The organism is Kitasatospora sp. NPDC056800, assembly GCF_042789775.1.
Lineage (GTDB): Bacteria > Actinomycetota > Actinomycetes > Streptomycetales > Streptomycetaceae > Kitasatospora.
Map to the genome: position 1 here is coordinate 1 of NZ_JBHUAL010000134.1, position 19,611 is coordinate 19,611.

At 74.2% G+C, this 19,611-nt stretch carries 15 protein-coding genes; 7 read left to right on the forward strand and 8 right to left on the reverse strand.

Annotated features, from left to right (window positions below; translation table 11 throughout):
- Positions 1-39: 39 nt before the first annotated feature.
- Entirely contained in the window at positions 40-2,727 is a 2,688-nt protein-coding gene (locus tag ACFRQN_RS26145; RefSeq protein ID WP_380742518.1) for a LuxR C-terminal-related transcriptional regulator, read from the reverse strand.
- A gap of 501 nt (positions 2,728-3,228) precedes the next feature.
- Here ACFRQN_RS26145 and ACFRQN_RS26150 point away from each other — a divergent pair.
- From ACFRQN_RS26150 to ACFRQN_RS26175, 6 genes are all read left to right on the forward strand, one after another.
- Positions 3,229-3,726 (forward strand): flavoprotein, encoded by a 498-nt coding sequence (locus tag ACFRQN_RS26150; RefSeq protein WP_380742520.1) that lies wholly within the window; start codon positions 3,229-3,231, stop codon positions 3,724-3,726.
- A gap of 107 nt (positions 3,727-3,833) precedes the next feature.
- Positions 3,834-5,222, forward strand: a complete 1,389-nt coding sequence (locus ACFRQN_RS26155; protein WP_380742522.1) for an NAD(P)/FAD-dependent oxidoreductase — start codon at positions 3,834-3,836, stop codon at positions 5,220-5,222.
- A gap of 264 nt (positions 5,223-5,486) precedes the next feature.
- Entirely contained in the window at positions 5,487-6,449 is a 963-nt protein-coding gene (locus ACFRQN_RS26160) for a DUF6528 family protein (protein ID WP_380742524.1), read from the forward strand.
- 371 nt (positions 6,450-6,820) lie between these two features.
- A complete protein-coding gene (locus tag ACFRQN_RS26165) occupies positions 6,821-7,018 on the forward strand; it encodes a hypothetical protein (protein ID WP_049657510.1) in 198 nt (65 codons plus the stop codon).
- Complete coding sequence (locus tag ACFRQN_RS26170) at positions 7,015-7,593, forward strand: thioesterase family protein (RefSeq protein ID WP_074005255.1); 579 nt, start codon at positions 7,015-7,017, stop codon at positions 7,591-7,593. Before ACFRQN_RS26165 ends, ACFRQN_RS26170 begins: the two co-directional genes overlap by 4 nt.
- Before the next feature lie 275 nt (positions 7,594-7,868).
- Entirely contained in the window at positions 7,869-8,264 is a 396-nt protein-coding gene (locus ACFRQN_RS26175) for a DUF2267 domain-containing protein (protein ID WP_049660531.1), read from the forward strand.
- Between the two features lie 85 nt (positions 8,265-8,349).
- Here the strand turns inward: ACFRQN_RS26175 and manA are convergent, their stop codons facing one another.
- The 7 genes from manA to ACFRQN_RS26210 all read right to left on the reverse strand — a co-directional run bounded on the left by manA (position 8,350) and on the right by ACFRQN_RS26210 (position 18,309).
- Positions 8,350-9,558, reverse strand: a complete 1,209-nt coding sequence (gene manA, locus ACFRQN_RS26180; RefSeq protein ID WP_380742526.1) for a mannose-6-phosphate isomerase, class I — start codon at positions 9,556-9,558, stop codon at positions 8,350-8,352.
- Between the two features lie 20 nt (positions 9,559-9,578).
- Complete coding sequence (locus ACFRQN_RS26185) at positions 9,579-10,511, reverse strand: ROK family protein (protein WP_380742528.1); 933 nt, start codon at positions 10,509-10,511, stop codon at positions 9,579-9,581.
- A 65-nt stretch (positions 10,512-10,576) separates the two neighbouring features.
- A complete protein-coding gene (locus ACFRQN_RS26190) occupies positions 10,577-13,624 on the reverse strand; it encodes an alpha-mannosidase (RefSeq protein ID WP_380742530.1) in 3,048 nt (1,015 codons plus the stop codon).
- A 40-nt stretch (positions 13,625-13,664) separates the two neighbouring features.
- Complete coding sequence (locus ACFRQN_RS26195) at positions 13,665-14,921, reverse strand: glycosyl hydrolase (protein ID WP_117491474.1); 1,257 nt, start codon at positions 14,919-14,921, stop codon at positions 13,665-13,667.
- A gap of 82 nt (positions 14,922-15,003) precedes the next feature.
- On the reverse strand, positions 15,004-15,936 hold the full coding sequence (locus tag ACFRQN_RS26200; RefSeq protein WP_380742532.1) for a carbohydrate ABC transporter permease: 933 nt from the start codon (positions 15,934-15,936) through the stop codon (positions 15,004-15,006).
- 6 nt (positions 15,937-15,942) lie between these two features.
- Positions 15,943-16,815, reverse strand: a complete 873-nt coding sequence (locus ACFRQN_RS26205; protein WP_074005259.1) for a carbohydrate ABC transporter permease — start codon at positions 16,813-16,815, stop codon at positions 15,943-15,945.
- Positions 16,816-17,019: 204 nt separating this feature from the next.
- Positions 17,020-18,309, reverse strand: a complete 1,290-nt coding sequence (locus tag ACFRQN_RS26210; protein WP_375877255.1) for an ABC transporter substrate-binding protein — start codon at positions 18,307-18,309, stop codon at positions 17,020-17,022.
- Positions 18,310-18,459: 150 nt separating this feature from the next.
- Here ACFRQN_RS26210 and ACFRQN_RS26215 point away from each other — a divergent pair, with 150 nt between their 5' ends.
- The gene (locus ACFRQN_RS26215; RefSeq protein ID WP_079272693.1) at positions 18,460-19,542 is read left to right on the forward strand and encodes a LacI family DNA-binding transcriptional regulator; all 1,083 of its coding nucleotides are present in this window, start codon (positions 18,460-18,462) and stop codon (positions 19,540-19,542) included.
- Positions 19,543-19,611: the final 69 nt, after the last annotated feature.

Sequence of the window (19,611 nt, forward strand, 5' to 3'; positions counted from 1 at the left end):
GGGTGCATCCGCACCCGGGCGGGGGCGCGTCCGCGGCCGCTACCGCTCCAGCGCCGACACCAGCTGGGTGCGCCGGGCGATCCGCAGCTTCCGGTAGGCGTTGGTGAGGTGGGTCTCCACGGTGCGGCGGGTGAGGCAGAGCGCGGAGGAGATCTGGGCGTTGGTGTGCCCCGCCGCCGCCAGTTCGGCCACGCGCCGTTCGGCGGGGCTCAGGGCGTGCCCGCCGTCCCGGTTCCGCACCCCGCCCTCGCGCAGCGCCTCCTCCGCCGCACCGAGGAGACGGCCGACCGGGGCCGGTCCGCCGGTCTCCGGGGCGGGCCCGGCCAGCCGCAGGGCCACGGCGTGCGCCTCGCGCAGCGTGTCGCGGCCCTTGCGGCCGCTGCCCGCCTCGATGTGGGCCCGGCCGAGGTCGATCAGCACCTCCGCGAGTTCCACGGGCGCGGCGGCCGGCCTGAGCAGTTCGGCGCCCTCGGTCAGCGAGCACAGGGCCAGCCGGCCGCCCACGGCCGCGGCGTACGCCCGCAGCGCCCGGCCGACGGTGCGCGGGGTGCCCCAGGTCCGGGCGTGGCGCAGTTCCTCCTCGGCGAGTTCGCGGGCTTCGTCCCGCCGCCCGAGCCGTACCAGGGCGAGCGCCGCTCCGGAGCGCCACGGCGTGGCGACCGGGCTGACGAAGTCGTGGGCGAGCTGGCCGGCTCCGCAGACCAGGTAGTCGTCGAGGGCGGCCTGCCAGTCGCCGTCCGCGGCGTGCAACAGGGCCCGGGTGTAGCTGAGTTCGTTCCACTCCCAGGAGCTGTCGCTGCCGGACGGGCCGACCAGGGCCACGGCCTCCCAGGCCGCGGAGCGCCGGCCGGTCTCGCGCCGGGCGGTCGCCACCATGGCCGCCAGGTGCGGCAGTCGGACGCCCTGTCCGGCGGTCGCCTCCACCAGGGGGGCGTTCTCGGCGATGACGCGGTCGAACTCCCCCGCCCAGAGCGCGGCTTCGGCCCGGACGCTGAGCAGGCACTGCAGGCCCACGTCGGTCAGGTCCGGGGGGACGGGCGGGGCGGGCAGGCACTGGCCGGTCAACTCCCGTGCCTCGTCCAGGCGGTCCGCCCACTGGAGCAGGGTGGCCGCGCTGCCGAGCCAGGCGGTCCGCAGCCGCGGGTCCACCGGCGCGGCCAGCCGCGGCCGGACCCGGTCGAGCACCTCGGCCGCCGAGCAGAGGCCGGCCCCGGCCTCGTACTCGGTGATCAGTCCGCACACCAGCGGCTCGATGGCGGGGGGTGCGGTCGGGGCGAGCGCGCGCAGGCCGGCGACGGCGCCGCGCCAGGCGTCGCTGTCGTGCGAGGAGACGAGCGCGCCGAGGGTCCCCAGCACCTGGACGAGTTCGTCGTCGTCGGCGCCGCGACCGGCCCGGCGGAGGACCTCCAGCGCGGTGTCGGGATCCCGGCGCGCGACGTGGGCCGCGCAGAGGGCGGTGGCCGCGGTGGCCCGGTCCCGGAGGTCGGTGTGCAGTTCCAGTCCGGTGCGGAGCCGGCGGATGCCGGCGGTCGCGTTGCGCGGGAGTTCCAGGGCGCCGAGGCGCATGGTGAGGGCGGCCCGGCGGTCCGGATCGAGCGGGCCGCTCAGGGCGTGGCGCAGGTACGCGGCGGACTCCGCGACGTGACCGGCGCGCATCGCCTCCTCGGCGGCCTCGGACAGCGAGCGGGCCATCCACGCCTCGCCGGGCCGTTCGACCCGCAGCAGCCGGGAGGCCACGGCGGTCGCGGGCGCGCCGCTCTCGTCGAGCAGTTCCGCGACGCGGGTGTGCAGTGCGGCGATCTCCTCCGGCGCGGCGACGGCGAGGACGGCCTCCCGCGCGAGGGGGTGGTCCAGCAGCCTGCTGATGCGGCGCGCCGACCGCTCGCCCGGGGAGCGCGTGGCGGTGCAGAGGTCGGAGAGCTGGTGGAGCAGGCCGGGGCCGACGGGCATCCCGCCCTCGGCGGCGACGGCGAGGGCGAGGCAGGCGTGGCGTACGCAGGGGTCGGCCCGTCCCAGCCAGCGGGCGATCGTGTCGCGGAAGCGGCTGCGCGACGGGGTGGACGACGGGCGGGGGAGCGCCCCGTCGGCGAAGTCGGCGACGAGCGCCCGCACCAGGGCCGGGTTGCCGATGCCCGCCTCGACGCAGGCCACGGTGGAGCGCTGGTCCAGCCCGGCGTCCCGGGCGAGGCGGATGACGGCGGGGACGCTGAGCGCGGGGAGGGCGACGGCCGTGCCGGTGGCGGGCGGGAAGGGGGCCGGACCGGACGGGTCGGCGCGCTCGGTGAGCACCAGCAGGACGGGGATCTCGGCGATGCGGCGGGCGAGGTAGCCGAGCCAGCGCCGGGACGGCTCGTCGGCGTGGTGGAGGTCGTCCACCGCGAGCAGGACCGGCCGCTCGGCGGCGGACCGGGTCAGCCTGGTCACCAGCCCGTGGAACAGCCGCTGTTCGTCCGCTCCGGCCGCGACGGAGAAGGGCACGGCCTCGTCGTCCGCGAAGAGCTGGCGGACGAGCCCGAACGGGAACGCCGTCTCCTCCGGTACGCCGCGGGCGCGTCCGACGCGTACGGCGTCACCGTCGGCCTGCCGCCGGACGATCGCCTCCAGCGCGGCGGTCCGTCCCATGCCGGACACCGGTGCCGAGAGCAGGACCCAGCGTCCGCTGCCCGCCCGCGCCGCCGCCGCGGCCGCCGAGGCCGTGCCCAGCACCTCGTCGCGCTCCAAGAGCATGTGCTCCCCATCCTGTCGGTCCTGTTCGGCCGGTCCGGCGCGTGGTACCGGTCCGGGCCGTCCCCAGCGGTCCGGACAGGGGTTTCCGCGGTCGTCGGAGCCGTATTCCGCAGGAACATCGTGAACGATCTCTTTCCGGTTCGATCTTCACCCATGGGTGGCGCGAGGCGGCCGGTCGAAACGGAAAACGGCGTGATCATGCTCATGGCAGAGCTTGATCCCGACGCTACCGCCGGGTTTCCCGCAGGGCGCCCTGCCTGCGACGACGGCCGCACCCGGCCGCCCGGCCCGTCGGGCGGGGCCCCGGGGCGGAGCGGCGGGCGGGCAGCCGCGCCCACTCGGTTCGTCGGCGTACTGGTGGGTCCCGACGAGGTTGTTCGAATACCGGCCGATTCCGTCGGGCGTCGACCGGGCGGGTGGAGCGGACCACGGGGGCGGCTTACTGTTCGGGGGTCCGCAGGCGGGTCGAGAGCGGGCAGTCCGAGAGTGGGGAGGCCGAGGGTGTCCGAGACGAGGAAGCCGGTGCTGTACGTCGTGGTGTGCGCGGCGGGGGTCGCGGGCGGGGTGGGGGAGCTCATCTCGGCCGCGCAGGAGCAGAACTGGGACGTGGGGGTGGTGGCGACGCCCCAGGCCATGGGGTTCATCGACGCCGAGGCGATCGAGGCGCGGACCGGGTACCCGATCCGCTCCGCCTGGCGGAAGCCGGGGGAGCCCCGGCCGCTGCCGGACCCGGACGCCCTCGTCGTGTCCCCCGCCACCTTCAACACGCTCAACAAGTGGGCCCTGGGCATCTCGGACACCCTGGCGCTGGGGATCCTCTGCGAGTCGTACGGCTGGGGTGTCCCGGTCGCCGTCCAGCCCTGCCTGAGCGCGGCGCAGGCGGCGCATCCGGCCTATGCGGACAGCCTGGCGAGGCTGCGGCGGATGGGGGTGCGGATCGCGGACTTCACGCCGGGCTCGTACGACTGGACGCGGGCCTTGGAGCTGCTGCGGGACTGACAGGGTGGCTGATCGGGCCCGGTGATCCTTGCAGTGTGGGGGGTGGCCCGGGCCGAACCCGCGGAGGTAGCGTCCGGGCAGGTCAGCGAGGGTACGGGAGGTTTCCGGTGGCGGCGGTCAACGGCGAGGTGTCGTTCTGGTACGCGGCGGACGGGGTGCCGGAGCCGGGTCCCGCGCTGCCCGGGGACCGGGACGTCGACGTGTGCGTGGTCGGCGGCGGGTACACCGGGCTCTGGACGGCCTACTACCTGAAGAAGGCCGACCCCGCCCTCCGGATCGCCGTCCTCGAACGGCGGTTCTGCGGCTACGGCGCCTCCGGGCGCAACGGCGGCTGGCTGTACAACGGCTTCGCGGGGCGCGGCGCCTTCGCCAGGCGGTACGGGCGGGAGCGCGCGGCCGCGATGCAGCGGGCGATGGACGAGGCGGTCGGGGAGGTCGTCGGCGTCGCCGGGGCCGAGCGGATCGACGCGGACATCGTGCGCGGCGGCGTCCTCGAAGTCGCCCGCAGCAAACCGCAGTTGGAGCGCCTGCGGGCCCACGTCGAGGCCGAGCGGGCCTACGGCGAGGGCCGGGTCGAGCTGCTCGACGCCAAGGAGGCGGCCGAGCGGATCAACGTCGCCGGCACCCTCGGCGGCTGCTGGACGGCGCACGGCGCCCGCATCCACCCCGCCCGGCTCGCCCGCGGACTGGCCCGCACCGTCCGGGAGTTGGGCGTCGAGGTGTACGAGGGGACGGCGGTCACCGCGATCCTGCCCGGCAGCGGCTACCGCAAGCCCCGCGCCGTCACCCCGTACGGCACCGTCACCGCCGACCACGTGCTGCGCGCCACCGAGGGGTTCACCGCCGGGCTGCGCGGCGAGAAGCGCACCTGGCTGCCGATGAACTCCGCGATGGTCGCCACCGAGCCGCTGCCCGCCGAGTTCTGGGCGGAGGCCGGCTGGGAGGGCCGCGAGGTGCTGGGCGACTTCGCGCACGCCTACATGTACGCGCAGCGCACCGCCGACGACCGGATCGCGCTCGGCGGGCGGGGCGTGCCCTACCGGTTCGGCTCGCGGACGGACTCGGACGGCAGCACCCAGGTGGAGACGGTGCGCCAGCTCCGGGCCGTCCTCGACCGGTTCTTCCCGGCCGCCGCGCACGCCCGGATCGACCACGCCTGGGCGGGCGTGCTCGGCGTCCCCCGGGACTGGTGCGCCACCGTGGAGCTGGACCGGGTGAGCGGGCTCGGCTGGGCCGGCGGGTACGTCGGCAGCGGGGTGACCACCACCAACCTGGCCGGCCGCACCCTGCGGGACCTGGTGCTCGGCCGGGACACCGAGCTGACCCGGCTGCCCTGGGTGGGCCACACCGTGCGGCGCTGGGAGCCGGAGCCGCTGCGCTGGCTCGGGGTGCACGCGATGTACGCCGCGTACCACGCCGCCGACCGGCAGGAGGCGGCCGGCCGGGCCACCACCTCGCCGATCGCCCGGGTCGCGGACCTGGTCTCCGGGCGCTGAGCCTCCGAGACCGGGCCTCCGGGCCTCCCGCGACAGGGCCTTCGGGAAACCGGGTGTTGAACGGGAGCGGGCGGCACCGGGTTGACGGTCCGGCGGCGTGCCGACCCGGTGCGACGGCCGCCGGTGCGGTCGTCCCGCCAGGATGTCCGGATGACAGTGAACGAGGCGGACCCGCCGGCGCCGCGCGATCCACGGCCGTCGCTTCGATCGTCCGTTCGGACGTGCCGCCGAGCGGAGTCGGCCCGCAGCACCCACGGTGAAGGCGTGCTGAGGAGAACACTGCCGGCCCTCGCGGTCGCCCTGCTGCTCTGCGCGCCGACGAGCGGCGCGTGGGCCAGGTCGCCGGGCCGGCAGGTGGCGGTCGTGGACCAGGCCTCGCGCAGCGTGCTGGTGTTGCAGAGCGCCGAGGAGCTGATGGCCTACCGCGGCCCGGGCCGACTGCCGGTCGTGTGGGGCTGGAGTGCCGACCGCGCACCGGAGTTGACGGATCTGGCGCCCGCGCGCAGCTGGACCGACCCGGACGAGGCCAAGTCCCGGATCCGGCAGGGGCGGCGCTTCCTGCTGACCACCGCCTCCGGCGGGCTGGCCGCCGTCGTGGAGACCACCACCGGCCGCGTCCACTGGGCGACGGACCTCGGGACGGCCGCCAATCCGCACAGCATCGAGCTGCTGCCGGACGGCAACGTGGCCGTGGCGGCGAGCGCGGGCGGCTGGGTGCGGCTGTACGCGGCCTCGCAGGGCCCGCGGGCCGCGGCGTACGCGGAGTTCCCGCTGCCCGGTGCGCACGGGGTGCACTGGGACGGGCGGACCGGCCTGCTCTGGGTGCTCGGCGACACGGCGCTGACCGCGCTGCGGGTCGGCGGCACCCCGGCCGCGCCCGCCCTCACCGTCGTGCGGAGCAGCCCGCTGCCCGACCGCGGCGGGCACGACCTGGCGCCCGTCCTGGCGGATCCCGGACGGTTCTGGGTGGCCACGCTGACCGGCCTGTGGCGCTTCGACCCGGCCACCGACCGCTTCACCGCCGTGCACCTGGCCGATCCGGCCGCCGAGCGGGACCTCAAGAGCGTCGGCGACGAACCCGGCACCGGACGGCTGCTCACGGTGGCGCCCGAACACGAGGCGCCGTGCGACTGGTGCACCTCGGTGATCACCCTGCACCGGCCGGAGGGGACGCGGTCGCTGCGGGGCTCGCACCTGTACAAGGCGAGGTGGTGGAGCGTCTGGTAGCAGATTTCGTTCCCCGAGGAGTCGATCCGGGGCCGCGCGTCGTGGATACCACTCGAATTGCGGACGGCATTCGACTGATGGGGCATATTGTGTACACCGACAAACTACTCCGATGGAGGTCAGTTTTCCGTCGCGGTCGGCAAACCATCCGTCGACCCCCGTCGGCTGGGATAGCGTCGTGGGGTCGGGGGGTCGACACCGATCCGGTGCATTCGAACGCTAGCTACTGGGCCGTAATGGCCGAATGAGTCATGGAGAAAATCATGCGGAATTTCCCTGCGGAAAACCGGCCAGACGGAGTCGACGACCTTCAACTCGCGATGGAATCACTGGCCGCCTTCCCGTCCCGGAACGCAGGGAGCGGGGCGGATGTGACCGAGCGGCTCGCGGCCGTCCACGATCTGTGCCGCGCGGTCGACGCGGTGCTGGACAGCCTGGTCGTCCAGGCCGCCGCCGAGGCGGCCGAGGAGGGTTGGACCGCGGCCCGGATGGCGGCCGAACACTCCGGCTACTACGCCAGGTTGCAGCGCGCGCTGCTCCCCGCCGGTGCCGGGCTGACCCGGCAGTGAGCGCGGTGCTGCCGGGCGTGCACGTGCTGTCCTGCCCCACCCGGTGGAGCGACGTCGACGAGAACGGGCACATCAACAACGCCCGTCTGGTCGGCTACATCCAGGAGGGGATTTACGACCTGTTCTGCCACCACGAAACCGCCGTCCGGGAGTCGCTGTTCCCGTCCGGGTTCATTATCGCCAGGCACGAGATCGACTACCTGGAGCAGTTGCACCACCGGCCCGAGCCGCTCTCGGTGGTGCTCACCGTGGAACGGCTCGGACGGAGTTCCGCCCAGGTCGAGGTGAATGTCTGCCGGGACCGGCTCACCTTTATGCGGGCGCGGACCGTGGTGGTCGCCCGGGACCGCGAATCCGGCCGCTCGCGGGCGCTGAGCCCGGCGGAACGGATCTTTCTCTCGGCGTTTATGCCGGACCCGGCCCGGGCCCAGGCGGTCCTGGCGGCCACCACGGTGACCGCGGCGGCAGCGGTGAGCGCGGCGCCCCCGGCGCAGCGCGTGGCGGCCGGCCCGGTCACCGGCGGGCTGCTGCCGTCCCGGCGGCCGCGCAGGCGGTGCCACGCCTCGGCGCGGTGAACGGCGCGGCGGGCGGTGCGGCGGGCGGTGCGGTGCGGTGCGGTGAACAGTGCGGTGCGGTGAACAGCCCGGTGGACCGCAGGACGGACCGTTGCCCCGGGGCGGCGGCGTGATCGACGGCGGCGGCCGGTTCCGAAGGCGCCGGGGCGAGTTACGCTGAGCAGCACGGGCACCGGTACGTCCCACGGCGGTCACGGACCGCGATCCCCGTCCTGGCCCAGGGCGAGCGCGCCGCCGTCGGTCCGGCCGAGCCCGCCGACCGGAAGGAGGACGCGATGACCATCTCCTGGGAGGACTTCCTCGCCCGCGTCGTGGAGCGCGGCGAGTACCGGGGCGCGGCCGAGGCGGACCACGCCACCCGGGTCGTGCTGGCCCTGCTCGGCGAGCACCTGGTGGGGTCCGAGCGGGGCGAACTCGCCGACGCGCTGCCCGAGACCTACGCCTCGCTGCTGCGCGACGCCCAGCCCGCGGCCGAACCGCTGACCGCCGAGCGGTTCGTACAGGCTGTGGTGGGGTGGATCGACGGGGCGACCCCGGCGACGGCGCAGTGGGACATCGGGGCCGTGCTCAGCGCCGTCGCCGACCTCGTCCCCGGCGAGCTGCTGGACCAGGTGATCGAGCAACTCCCGGACGGCTACGACCTGCTGTTCGGCCACCCGGCACCGGCCTGAGCCTGCGGCCGGTTCTGCCGCCTGAGCCCGCGGCGGGTGCCCGCCGCCTGAGTCTGCCGCCCGCGGCCTCGGCCGGTCGGCGCGGCTACCCCGTGGTGGCCCGGAACAGCTCCGCGCCCGGGCCGGTCAGTGCGACCGGCCCGGCGCCCGGGCGCAGGTAGGCCGACGCGCCCGCCGGAAGCGGGAGTTCGGAGCCGTCGGGGGCCCGCAGCAGGGCCCGCCCGGAGACGCAGAGCAGGATCTGCGGGGCGGGGCGGTCGACCCGGACGGCGGCGGCTCCGGGGCGCAGCCGGGAGAGCCTGAACTCCTCGGCCGGCGACGGGTACTCCTCCTCGAAGCCGTCGCCGGTCGGGCGCGGGGCGAGCAGCTCGACCTCGCCGGGCCGGAAGTCCGTGACCGCCAGCAGGCCGTCCACGTCGACGTGCTTGGGCGTGAGGCCGCAGCGCAGCACGTTGTCCGAGTTGGCCATCAACTCCACACCCAGGCCCCGCAGGTAGGCGTGCGGCACCCCGGCGTCCAGGTACAGCGCCTGCCCGGCGGTGAGCCGGACGTGGTGGAGCAGCAGGGCGGCGAGCAGCCCCCGGTCGCCGGGGTACTCCTCGGCGAGGCGGGCGTACGCGCCGCTGCTCGCGCCGTACGGCCCGCCGGCGGCCGCCGTGCGGCGCAGGGCGCCCGTGACGGCGGCGAGTTCGGAGCCGTCGGTGTTCAGGCCGGAGCGCAGCAGCTCGGGCAGCACGGCCTCGGCGGGCCGGGTGCGCAGGGCGGCGGCCCAGGGGGCGAGCACGCCGAGCGCGTCCAGCAGCCGGGCGGTGTCGGCGGCCGGGCGGAAGCCGCACAGCGCCTCGAAGTCGCCGAGCGCGCAGAGGAGTTCGGGCTTGTGCCCGCGGTCCTTGTAGACCCGCTCCGGCGCGTCCAGCGGGATGCCCCGGGCCTGTTCCGCCGCGTACCCGGCCTCGGCCTGGGCTCGGGTGGGGTGGACCTGGAGGGAGAGCGCCCGGTCGGCGGCCAGCACCTTGAACAGGAACGGCAGCGCCGGGCCGAACCGCCGGACGGTGTCCGCTCCGAGCTGGCCGTCCGGGTCGGCGTCGATCAGCCGGTCCAGCGGCCGCGGGCCGCTGCCGTCTCCGCCGTCGCCGGACCCGCACAGCAGGGACGGCGCCGACGGGTGGGCGCCCAGCCAGAGTTCGGCCTGCGGGGTGCCGTCGGGCGCGGCGCCGGTGAGCGCGGGGATGGCGGTGGGCGAACCCCAGGCGTAGCGGCGGACGGGGTTCTTCAGGAGGGCGAACGGCGGCATGCGGGCGGCTCCGGGGAGACTCAGCGGCAGAGCGCGGCCGCGCCGATCAGCCCGGCGTCGGTGCCGAGCTCGGCGCGGCGCACGTCCAGGCCGCGGATGTACGAGAGGGCGGCGTAGCGGTCCAGGTGGCGGGCGAGCGGGGCGAACAGCACGTCCCCGGACTCGGCCACGCCGCCGCCGACGACGACCCGGGAGAGGTCCACCAGGGCGGCCGTGGCGGCGATCCCGGCGGCCAGTGCCTGGGCGGCGCGGTCGAAGGAGGCGAGCGCGACCGGGTCGCCGGCGGCGGCGGAGGCGGCGACGGCGCGGGCCGTCCGGTCGTCGTCCTCGGGCCGCCAGCCCTCGGCGAGCGCCCGGCGGGCGATCGCGGTGCCGCTGGCGAGGCCCTCCAGGCAGCCGCGGGAGCCGCACGGGCAGGGCTCGCCGTCCAGGTCGACGGTGATGTGGCCGAGGTGGCCGGCGTTGCCGCTGGGGCCGGGGCGCACCGCGCCGTCGAGCACGAGTCCGGCGCCGACGCCGGTCGACACCACCAGGCAGAGCGCGTTGTCGGCGCCCCGGGCCGCGCCCTGCCAGTGCTCGGCGGCGGCCATCGCGACGCCGTCCCCGGCGAGGTGGACGGGCAGCGTGCGCGCGGCCACCGCGGGGTGCGCGGCGACCGCGGCGACCAGCGGGAAGCCGCGCCAGCCGGGGATGTTGACCGGGCTGACGGTGCCGTTCGCGAGGTCGACGGGGCCGGCGCTGCCGATCCCGACGGCCGTCACGGCGGCCCAGTCGGCCGTCCCGGCGAGCCGCTCCAGCACCTGGTGCACCACGGCGAGCACGGCCGCGCCGGGCTCGGTGGCGGGGGTGGGCAGCTGGAGCCGGTGCCGCAGCCGTCCGTCGGCGTCGACCAGCGCCCCGGCGATCTTGGTGCCGCCGATGTCGAGGGCGGCGAACAGCGGGGTGAACGGCACGGTGGGCTCCAGGAAGTAGGGGGCGGCGCCCCGGCCGCGGGGACCGGGGCGCCGAACAGCGTAGATCAGCCCCGGCGGGCGGCGCTGAGCCGCAGGGTGACCAGCTCGAACGGGCGCAGCGCGAGGCGCACCGCGCCGTCCTCGACCGCCACCTCGCCGCGGGTGCCGTCCCAGGGCCGCTCCAGCAGGTCGCAGGGGACGGCGCCGGCCAGCGGGTAGGAGGTGGTCAGTCGGCCCCGGGTGCGGCCGCCGCCGGCCTCGTAGACCCGGACGATCAGGTCACCGCTGCGGTCGTCGGCGAGCTTGACGGCGCTCACCACCAGGGCGTCGTTGTCCAGCTCCACCAGCGGGGCGACCCGCTCGGCGCTGCCGGTGACCGTCCGCTCGGGCAGGCCGATCCGGTAGCCCTCGCGGACGGCGTCGCCGATCGCCGCGCCCGGCACCAGGGCGTGCCGGAAGCGGTGCAGGCCCTGGTCGGTCTTCGGGTCGGGGAAGCGCGGGGCGCGCAGCAGCGAGAAGCGGACCGTGGTGGTGGTCCCGCCGTCGTCGGGGCGCACGGTGCGGGTGACGTCGTGGCCGTAGGTGGAGGCGGTGACCAGGGCGACGCCCCAGCCGGGCTCGTCGAGGTGGACGAAGCGGTGGTTGCAGGCCTCGAACTTGGCCGCGTCCCAGCTGGTGTTGGTGTGGGTGGGCCGGTAGAGGTGGCCGAACTGGGTCTCGGCGGCGTAGCGCTCGGTGTGGACGTCCAGCGGGAACGCGGCCTTGAGGAACTTCTCGGTCTCGTGCCAGTCGACCTCGGTGTCGATGTCCACCCGCTGCTCGCCGGCCGGCAGGGTGAGGGTCTGGACGACGGTGGAGGAGCCGAAGGAGCGGGCGATCCGCACCGAGGCCCCGGCGGGGGAGGACGCGGCGGTGAGCGAGTCCACGCCGGTCAGGTCGGTGACGGTGTTGCGGTAGAACTGGTCGACGTCCCAGGCGTCCCACATGTTGGGGAAGTCGGGGTGCAGTTGGAGCAGGTTGGCCCGGCTGCCGGGGGCGACGGTCTCCCGGCCGGTCGCGGTCTCGACCACCGAGGCGATCAGGCCGTCCGCGTCCACGGCGACCTCCAGCAGGCCGTTGCGCAGCGTGAAGCCGCCCCCGGGGCGCTCGACCGCCTCGCAGGTGCCGTCCGGCAGGCCGACCGCGGCGGCCCCGCCGGCCGGCACCGCCGAGCGGCCGTGCGGCGCCGAGTTGAACACCAGCTCCCGCCCGCCGGCGGCCGCCCCGGCCAGCGCCTGCTGGGCCGCGCCGATCAGCGCCTCCAGCTCCCCGGCCAGCGCCGCGTACGTCGCCTCGGCCTCGCGGTGCACCCAGGCGATGGACGAGCCGGGCAGGATGTCGTGGAACTGGTGCAGCAGCACCGTCTTCCAGATCCGGTCCAGCTGCTCGTACGGGTACTCCGCGCCGGTGCGCAACGCGGCGGTGGCGCACCAGAGTTCGGCCTCGCGCAGCAGGTTCTCGCTGCGCCGGTTGCCCTGCTTGGTCTTCGCCTGGCTGGTCAGGGTGGCGCGGTGCAGCTCCAGGTAGAGCTCGCCGACCCAGACCGGCGGGTTCGGGTACTCGGCCTCGGCCTTGGCGAAGAACTCGGCGGGCTTCTCCCAGCGGACGGTGGCCGAGCCCTCCAGGTCCTTCATCCGGGCCGCCTTGGCGACCATCTCGCGGGTGGTGCCGCCGCCGCCGTCGCCCCAGCCGGTCGGGGCGAGCGAGTGCCGGGCGACGCCCTTGTCCTTGAAGTTCTTCGCCGCGTGGGCGATCTCGCTGCCCTTCATCGAGCAGTTGTAGGTGTCCACGGGCGGGAAGTGGGTGAAGATCCTGGTCCCGTCGATGCCCTCCCAGAGGAAGGTGTGGTGCGGGAACTTGTTGATCTGGCTCCACGAGATCTTCTGCGTCAGCAGCCACTTGGAGCCGGCGTTGCGGATGATCTGGGGCAGGCCGCCGGTGAAGCCGAAGGTGTCCGGCAGCCAGGCCTCGTGGTTCTCCACCCCGAACTCGTCCAGGAAGAACCGCTTGCCGTGCACGAACTGCCGGGCCATCGCCTCCGAGCTCGGCATGTTGGTGTCGGACTCCACCCACATGCCGCCCGCCGGGACGAACCGGCCCTCGGCGACGGCCTTGCGGACCCTGGCGTACACCTCCGGGCGGTGCTCCTTGATCCAGGCGAACTGCTGGGCCTGGGACATGGTGTAGAGGAAGTCCGGCTCGTCCTCCAACAGCGCCGTCATGTTGGCGGTGGTGCGGGCCACCTTGCGGACGGTCTCGCGCAGCGGCCACAGCCAGGCCGAGTCGATGTGCGCGTGGCCGATCGCGCTGATCCGGTGCGCGGACGGCACGGCGGGCGCGGCCAGCACACCGGCCAGCTCCGAACGGGCCGCCGCCGCCGTGCCGTTGACGTCCTGGAGGTCGACGGCGTCGAGCGCCCGTTCGACCGCGCGCAGGATGTCCCAGCGGCGGGCGCCCTCCACCGGCAGCTCGGCCATCAGCTCGCCGAGCACCTCCAGGTCCAGCACCAGCTGCCAGACCGTCTCGTCGAAGACCGCGAGGTCCATCCGGGTCAGCTTGTACTGCGGCTGGTCGCCGGCCGTCTCCTTGTCGCCCAACTCGGTGGGCAGGAAGGGGTGGTAGTCCAGGATGACCGGGTTGGAGGCGGCCTCGACGTGCAGCAGCACCTGCTCGCCGCCGGCCGCCGGGGCGGCGATCCGCACCCACTGGTTCTGCGGGTTGAGGCCCTTCACCGGGGAGCCGTCCGGGCGGTAGACCAGGCCCTCGCACTGGAAGCCGGGCATGTTGGCGTCGAAGCCGAGGTCGATCAGCGCCTCGACGGTGCGCCCGGCCCACTCCTGCGGCACGGTGCCGGTCACGGTGATCCAGCTGGTGCCCCAGGGCGCTCCCCAGGCGTCGCCGACCGCGATCGGGGTGCGCGGGGCGGCCAGGCCCTCGGCGACCGGGACGGGCTCGCCGGGAGCCGTCCAGATGCCGACCTCCAGCGGGACGGACTCGGGGTAGACGGCCGGGCGGATGCGCTCGTCCAGGACGCGCTTGAGGCGGGACTCGACCAGGGTGCGGTCATCGTGCATGTCAGCGGGCTCCGTTGCGTGGCTGAGGGGAACGGACGGACTAGAGGGACGGTACGTCGGAGGGGTGGACCACCTCGGTGATGCCGCGCGCGGCGAGGTGCTCGCGGTCCTCGGCGCGCTCGGCGAGCACCGTGGTCGGGCGGGCGCCCTCCTCGGCGAGGCGCATGAACGCCTCGTACACCGGGCCGCCGGGGCCGCAGACCGAGCGCCGGGGCGAGAGGGCCTCGTCGCCGGTGGCGACCACCACGGCGGTGCTGCGCGGCTTCGGCGGCTGCCAGGAGCGGCGGGCCTCGGCGGCGGCCTCGGCGAGCCGGGCGCCGGCCGGCTTGACCGTCCGGTCGGTGGTCAACAGGCCGAGGCTGTACTCCAGTTCGGGGAAGTCGGCGAGCGAGCGGTCCACGTCGTGCGAGCACCACCAGGTCACGCCCCACAGGTCCGGGCAGTCCAGCACGGCCTCCACGGTGGCGCCGGTGAAGCGCGCCGCGTCCTGCGGGGTGATGTGCGGGGCGGGCGCGCCGACCTCCTGCAGCCAGACCGGGCGGGCCGGGTCGTCCGCCCAGGCCTTGGACAGCTCGACCAGGTAGGCGGCGTGCTGCGCGGTGGCGGTGGAGTGGGCGCCGTAGCGCTGGGCGGTGCCGTTGAACACCCAGGAGTGCACGGCGGTCGCGGCGCCGATCCGGGCCGAGTGCCAGGGGGTGAACGGGTGCTCGTCCAGGTACCAGGCCGCGTCGTACGAGGCGTGCAGGTGCAGCCGGCCGGGGGCGCCCTGCTCGCAGGCGTCGAGCATCCGGCGCAGCCAGGCCTCCGCCTCGGCGGGGGTGGCCCGGTCCGGGTCGGGGTGCGGGGCGCCGGAGAACTGGTTGATCTCGTTGCCGAGCGTCATCCCGAGGAAGTTGGGCCGCTCGCTCAGCGCGTCGGCGAGGGTGCGCAGGTAGGCGGCCTGGCCGTCGAGCACCTCGGGGTCGGTGAAGATGTTGCGGCGGTGCCAGGTCTGCGTCCAGGACGGGAGGAAGTCGAAGCTGGACAGGTGGCCCTGCAGGCCGTCCACCGCGACGTCGAGACCGCGCTCGCCGGCCGCGTCCACCAGGGCCGTCAGCTGCTCGACGGCGCGCGGGCGGATCAGGGTGCGGTTGGGCTGGAAGACCGGCCAGAGCGGGAAGACCCGCACGTGGTCCAGGCCGAGGGCGGCGATGGAGTCGAAGTCGGCGCGCACGGCGTCGAGGTCGAAGTCGAGCCAGTGGTGGAACCAGCCGGCGCTGGGCGTGTAGTTGACGCCGAAGCGGGGAGCGGTGGTCATCGGGGTCATCGGAGGGCTTCCTCAACGGGTGTGGGGCGTACGGACGGTGGGTCGTCACCGGCGGGGGCGGTCCCCGGTCGGGCTATCCCTTGACGGCTCCTTCCTCGACGCCCTTGAAGAAGAAGCGCTGGCAGACGCCGAACACCACGACGATCGGCAGGAAGGCGATCATGGTGCCGGCCGCGATCAGCCGGGGGTTGGCGGCGAAGGTGCCGTTGAGGTACTGGAGCCCGACGGTGAGGGTGTACTTCTGCGGGTCGTTGAGCACGATCAGCGGCCACAGGAAGTCGTCCCAGGCGCCGATGAAGGTGAAGATCACGATCACGCTGAGCATGCCGCGCACGTTCGGCAGGCCGATGTGCCACAGCCGCTGCCAGACGTTGGCGCCGTCCACCAGCGCGGCCTGGTCCAGCTCGGCCGGGACGGCGGCGAAGGCGGTGCGCATCAGCAGCACGTTGAGCATCGCGATCGAGCCGGGCAGTGCGACGCCGGCCAGGGTGTCGGCCAGGCCGAGTCCGCGCACCAGCACGTACTGGGAGACGATGGTGACCTCGCCGGGCAGGATCAGGGTGGCGAGGAAGAGGCCGAGGACGAGCTTGGCGCCGCGGAAGCGCAGCCGGGCGAGCGCGTAGCCGGCCAGCGTGCAGCCGACCACGTTGCCGGTGATGCAGACCACGGCGACGATCACCGAGTTGAGCGCGTAGGTCCACACCGGGATGACCTCGGCGACCTTGCCGTAGTTGCCCAGGGTGGGCTGGTCGGGCAGGAAGCTCGGGGTGCGGGTGTAGACGTCCTCGGCGGGGCCCTTGAGGGAGGTCGACAGCTGCCACAGGAAGGGGCCGATGACCAGCAGCAGGACCAGCACCAGGAGCAGGTAGCGGGCGGCGGTCTGCGCGGTGGAGGGGGTGTTGAAGCTCCGGGAGCGCCTGGCGGGGCCGGTGGGCCTGGCGGCCTTGGCGGCCTTGGCGGCCTTGGTGGGCGTGTCGGGGGACTGGGGCGTGCGGACGGTGGTCATGGGGGGTCAGGCCGCCTTCCGGTTCAGCCGCATCAGGAACAGCATCGGGCCGAGGGTGACGACGAACAGCAGCAGGCTGAGCGCCGAGGCGTAGCCCAGGTGCCCGTTGAAGCCGCGGCTGTACATCTGGATCAGCATCACCACCGACATGTCCCGGCCGCCGGGGCCGCCGAGGCCGTTGGAGAGCACGTACAGCTCGGAGAAGACGCGCAGCGAGCTCACCGAGATCAGCGCCGAGATCAGGATCATGGTCGGGCGCACCCCGGGCAGGGTGACGTGCCAGAACCGGTGCAGCGGTCCGGCGCCGTCCACGGCCGCCGCCTCGTGCAGCTCGCGCGGGACGTTGGCGAGCGCGGACAGGTAGATGACCATGTAGTAGCCGAGGCCCTTCCAGACGGTCAGGGCGATCGCGCTGAACAGCAGCAGCCAGCGGTCGGTCAGGAAGGCGACCGGGGAGTCGGCCAGCCCGGTCTGCTGCAGCAGGCCGTTGGCCAGGCCCCGCTCGTCCAGCACCCAGCCCCAGATCAGCGCCACCACGACGGCGGAGGCGATCACCGGGGTGTAGAAGGCGGTGCGGAAGAAGGTGATGCCGGGGATCTTGCGCTGCACCAGCAGGGCGAGCAGCAGCGGCAGGACGGTCAGCAGCGGCAGACAGACCAGCATGAACACGATGCTGTTGACCAGGGCGTCGGCGAGCTGGTCGTCGTCCAGCAGCCGGCCGTAGTTCTCCAGGCCGGTGAACTGCCCGCCGCCCAGGGGCTTGGCGTTGGTGAAGGAGAGGATCACCGTGTTGACGGCCGGCCAGAGGTTGAAGACGGCCAGCCAGACTATCGCGGGCCCGGCGAGCAGCCAGGGGGTGAACCAACGCCGGTGGGTCATGCCGTTGCCTTCCTGGGGCCTGGGGGTGGTGCGGGTGATTCCCGGGGAGCGGCGGGCGCGGGGGAGGCCCGCCGCTTCGCCGGTACTTCGCCGGTACTTCGCCGGTGCCGCGCCGGAACGTCTCCGGTACGTCGCTGGTACGTCTCCGGTGCTTCGCCGGTGCGGGGTGGGGCACCGCGGGGCTGGTGCCGGGGCGGCGTCGGATCAGCCCTTGAGCAGCTTGTTGCACTGCTCGACGGCGGTGTCCAGCGCCTGCTTGGAGCTGGTGTCGCCGCTGATGGCCAGCGCGAACTGCTGCTTGATGATGGTGCCCATCGCGTCGTCGACCTCGACCGGCTGGATCAGCTTGGCCTTGGCGAGCGAGGCGAAGGCCGTCACCTTGGCGTCGCCCGCGTTGGTGCCGTCGCTCTTGCTGAAGAACGGGTCGTTCGCGGAGGCCTTGGTGGACGGGAACACGCTGGTCAGGTGGGCGAAGGCGGCCTGGTTCTCGGGGCTGGTCACCCAGCGGGCGAGGGCCACCGCGGCGGCCGGGTTCCTGGTGTTCTTCGGGATGGACAGGCCCTGGACGTACAGCGGCGGGGTGGCCATCGCGGGGGAGGAGACGACCTTCGGGGCGAGGGTCGGGTTGTCGGTGGCGAGGCTGGTGATGTAGTTGCCGCCGCCGGTGGTCCAGGCCACCGTGCCGGAGCTGAAGAGCTTGGAGTTGCCGGCGTAGGTGTCGGTGAGCACCCCGTTCGGCATCAGGCCCTCCTTGAAGGCGTCGCGGTACTTGTCGAGCAGCGCGGCGGCCTCGGGGGTGTTGAAGGTGAAGGACTTGCCGTCGTCGGACATGATCTTCACGCCGATGTTGTACAGGTCCCCGATGCCCGGCTTGCGGCTCATCAGGTAGGTCTGGCCGCCGGACTTCTCCTTCATCGTCCGGGCCTGGGCGATCAGCTCGTCCAGACTGGCCGGGGGCTTCTGCGGGTCCAGGCCGTTCTTCGTCAGGAGCTCGGAACTCCAGTAGTTCACATCGGTGTTGAGGTACCAGGGGTAGCCGAAGGTGCCCTGGTAGCCGTTGAACCGGTAGGCGTCCACGCCGCCGGGGACGTACTCCTCGGCGAGCTTGGGGTCGGCCTTGGCGATGTCCAGCAGGACGTCCTTCTTCGCCAGCGGGAAGGCGAAGTCCGGCGGGAGGTTGACCACGTCGGGCAGGCTGCCAGCGGCGGCCTGGCTGAGCACCTTGTCGGAGTAGCCCTCACCGGGCTGGTCGAGCCACTCGACGTCGACGCCGGGGTACTTCTTCTTGAAGCCGTCCAGCACGCCCTGCATGTAGTCGGTGAACTTCGGCTTGAGCGACCAGGTCTGGATCGAGACCTTGCCCTTGACCTCGCCGGTGGCGGCCGCACTCGCCACCGCGTCGCTGTCCTTGGTGTCGCCGGAACCGAGTCCGCAGCCGGTGAGCGCGGCAGTGGCGAGCGCGGTCGTGGTCAGTGCCGCCCAGATTCTTCGCATGAGGGTCTCCCGGTCCTGGGGGTGGGTGGGGGATCGTGCCGAGCTCGGGGGTTGTGTCGGATTCCGCAACCTGACTAACTAAACCGGTCTAGCTATGCCAGGGACTATGCTCCCGCCTAAACTTGGATGTCAAGAGAGGAGTCGGGTTCTGTGGGCAGACCGACGATCGCCGACATCGCCCGCCAGGCCGGTGTCTCCAAGGGCGCGGTGTCCTTCGCGCTCAACGGCCGGCCGGGCGTCAGCGAGGCGACCAGGGCCCGGATCCTGCGGGTCGCCGAGGAGATGAACTGGCGCCCGCACAGCGCCGCGCGGGCCCTCGGCGGAGCCAGGTCCGACGCCGTCGGCCTGGTGATCGCCCGGCCGGCCCGGACCATCGGCGTCGAGCCGTTCTTCAGCCAACTGCTGTCCGGGCTCCAGGCGGTGCTCTCGGCCAGCTCGATCGCGCTGCACCTGATGGTGGTCGAGGACACCGCCGCCGAGATCGAGGTCTACCGGGGCTGGGCCTCCGAGCACCGGGTCGACGGCTTCATCGTGGTCGACCTCCAGGTCAGGGACCCGAGGCTGCCGGTGCTGGACGAACTCGGGCTGCCCGCCGTGGTGCTGGGCGGTCCCGGCAAGGGCGGCAACCAGCTGCGGATCTGGGCCGACGACCGGGAGGCGATGCTCTCGATCGTCGACTACCTGGCCGCCATCGGCCACCGGCGGATCGCCCACCTCGCCGGGCTGCCGCACTTCCAGCACACCCAGCGGCGGATCCGCGCGCTGCGCGACGCCTCGCGCCGGCTCGGGCTGGAGGAGGCGGTGTCGGTGCCCACCGACTTCAGCGACGCCGAGGGCGCGGCCGCCACCCGGACGCTGCTGTCCCGGGCCGGGCGGCCCACCGCGATCGTCTACGACAGCGACGTGATGGCCGTCGCCGGGCTCGGCGTGGCCGGGGAGATGGGGGTCGCGGTGCCCGGCGAGCTGTCCATCGTCTCCTTCGACGACTCGGTGCTCGCCCGGATCGTGCACCCGCCGCTGACCGCGCTCAGCCGGGACACCTTCGCGCTCGGCGAGCAGGTCGCGCGCAGCCTGCTGGAGGCGCTGGAGGGGGCCGGTGCGGGGCGGGACCTCCAGATGCCCACGCCGCGGCTGACCGTACGGGAGTCCACCTCGCCGCCCGGCGCGCCCGGGACTTCCCCCTCCGGAGTGGTTGTCGCGCGCATCGTTGACAGCGGTTCTGAACCGGTTTAGCCTCGCAGCGCCGAGCGGCAGCCGCTCGGTCCGCTCCGCCGCACTCCGTCCGGCCCCCGCTGCCCGTCC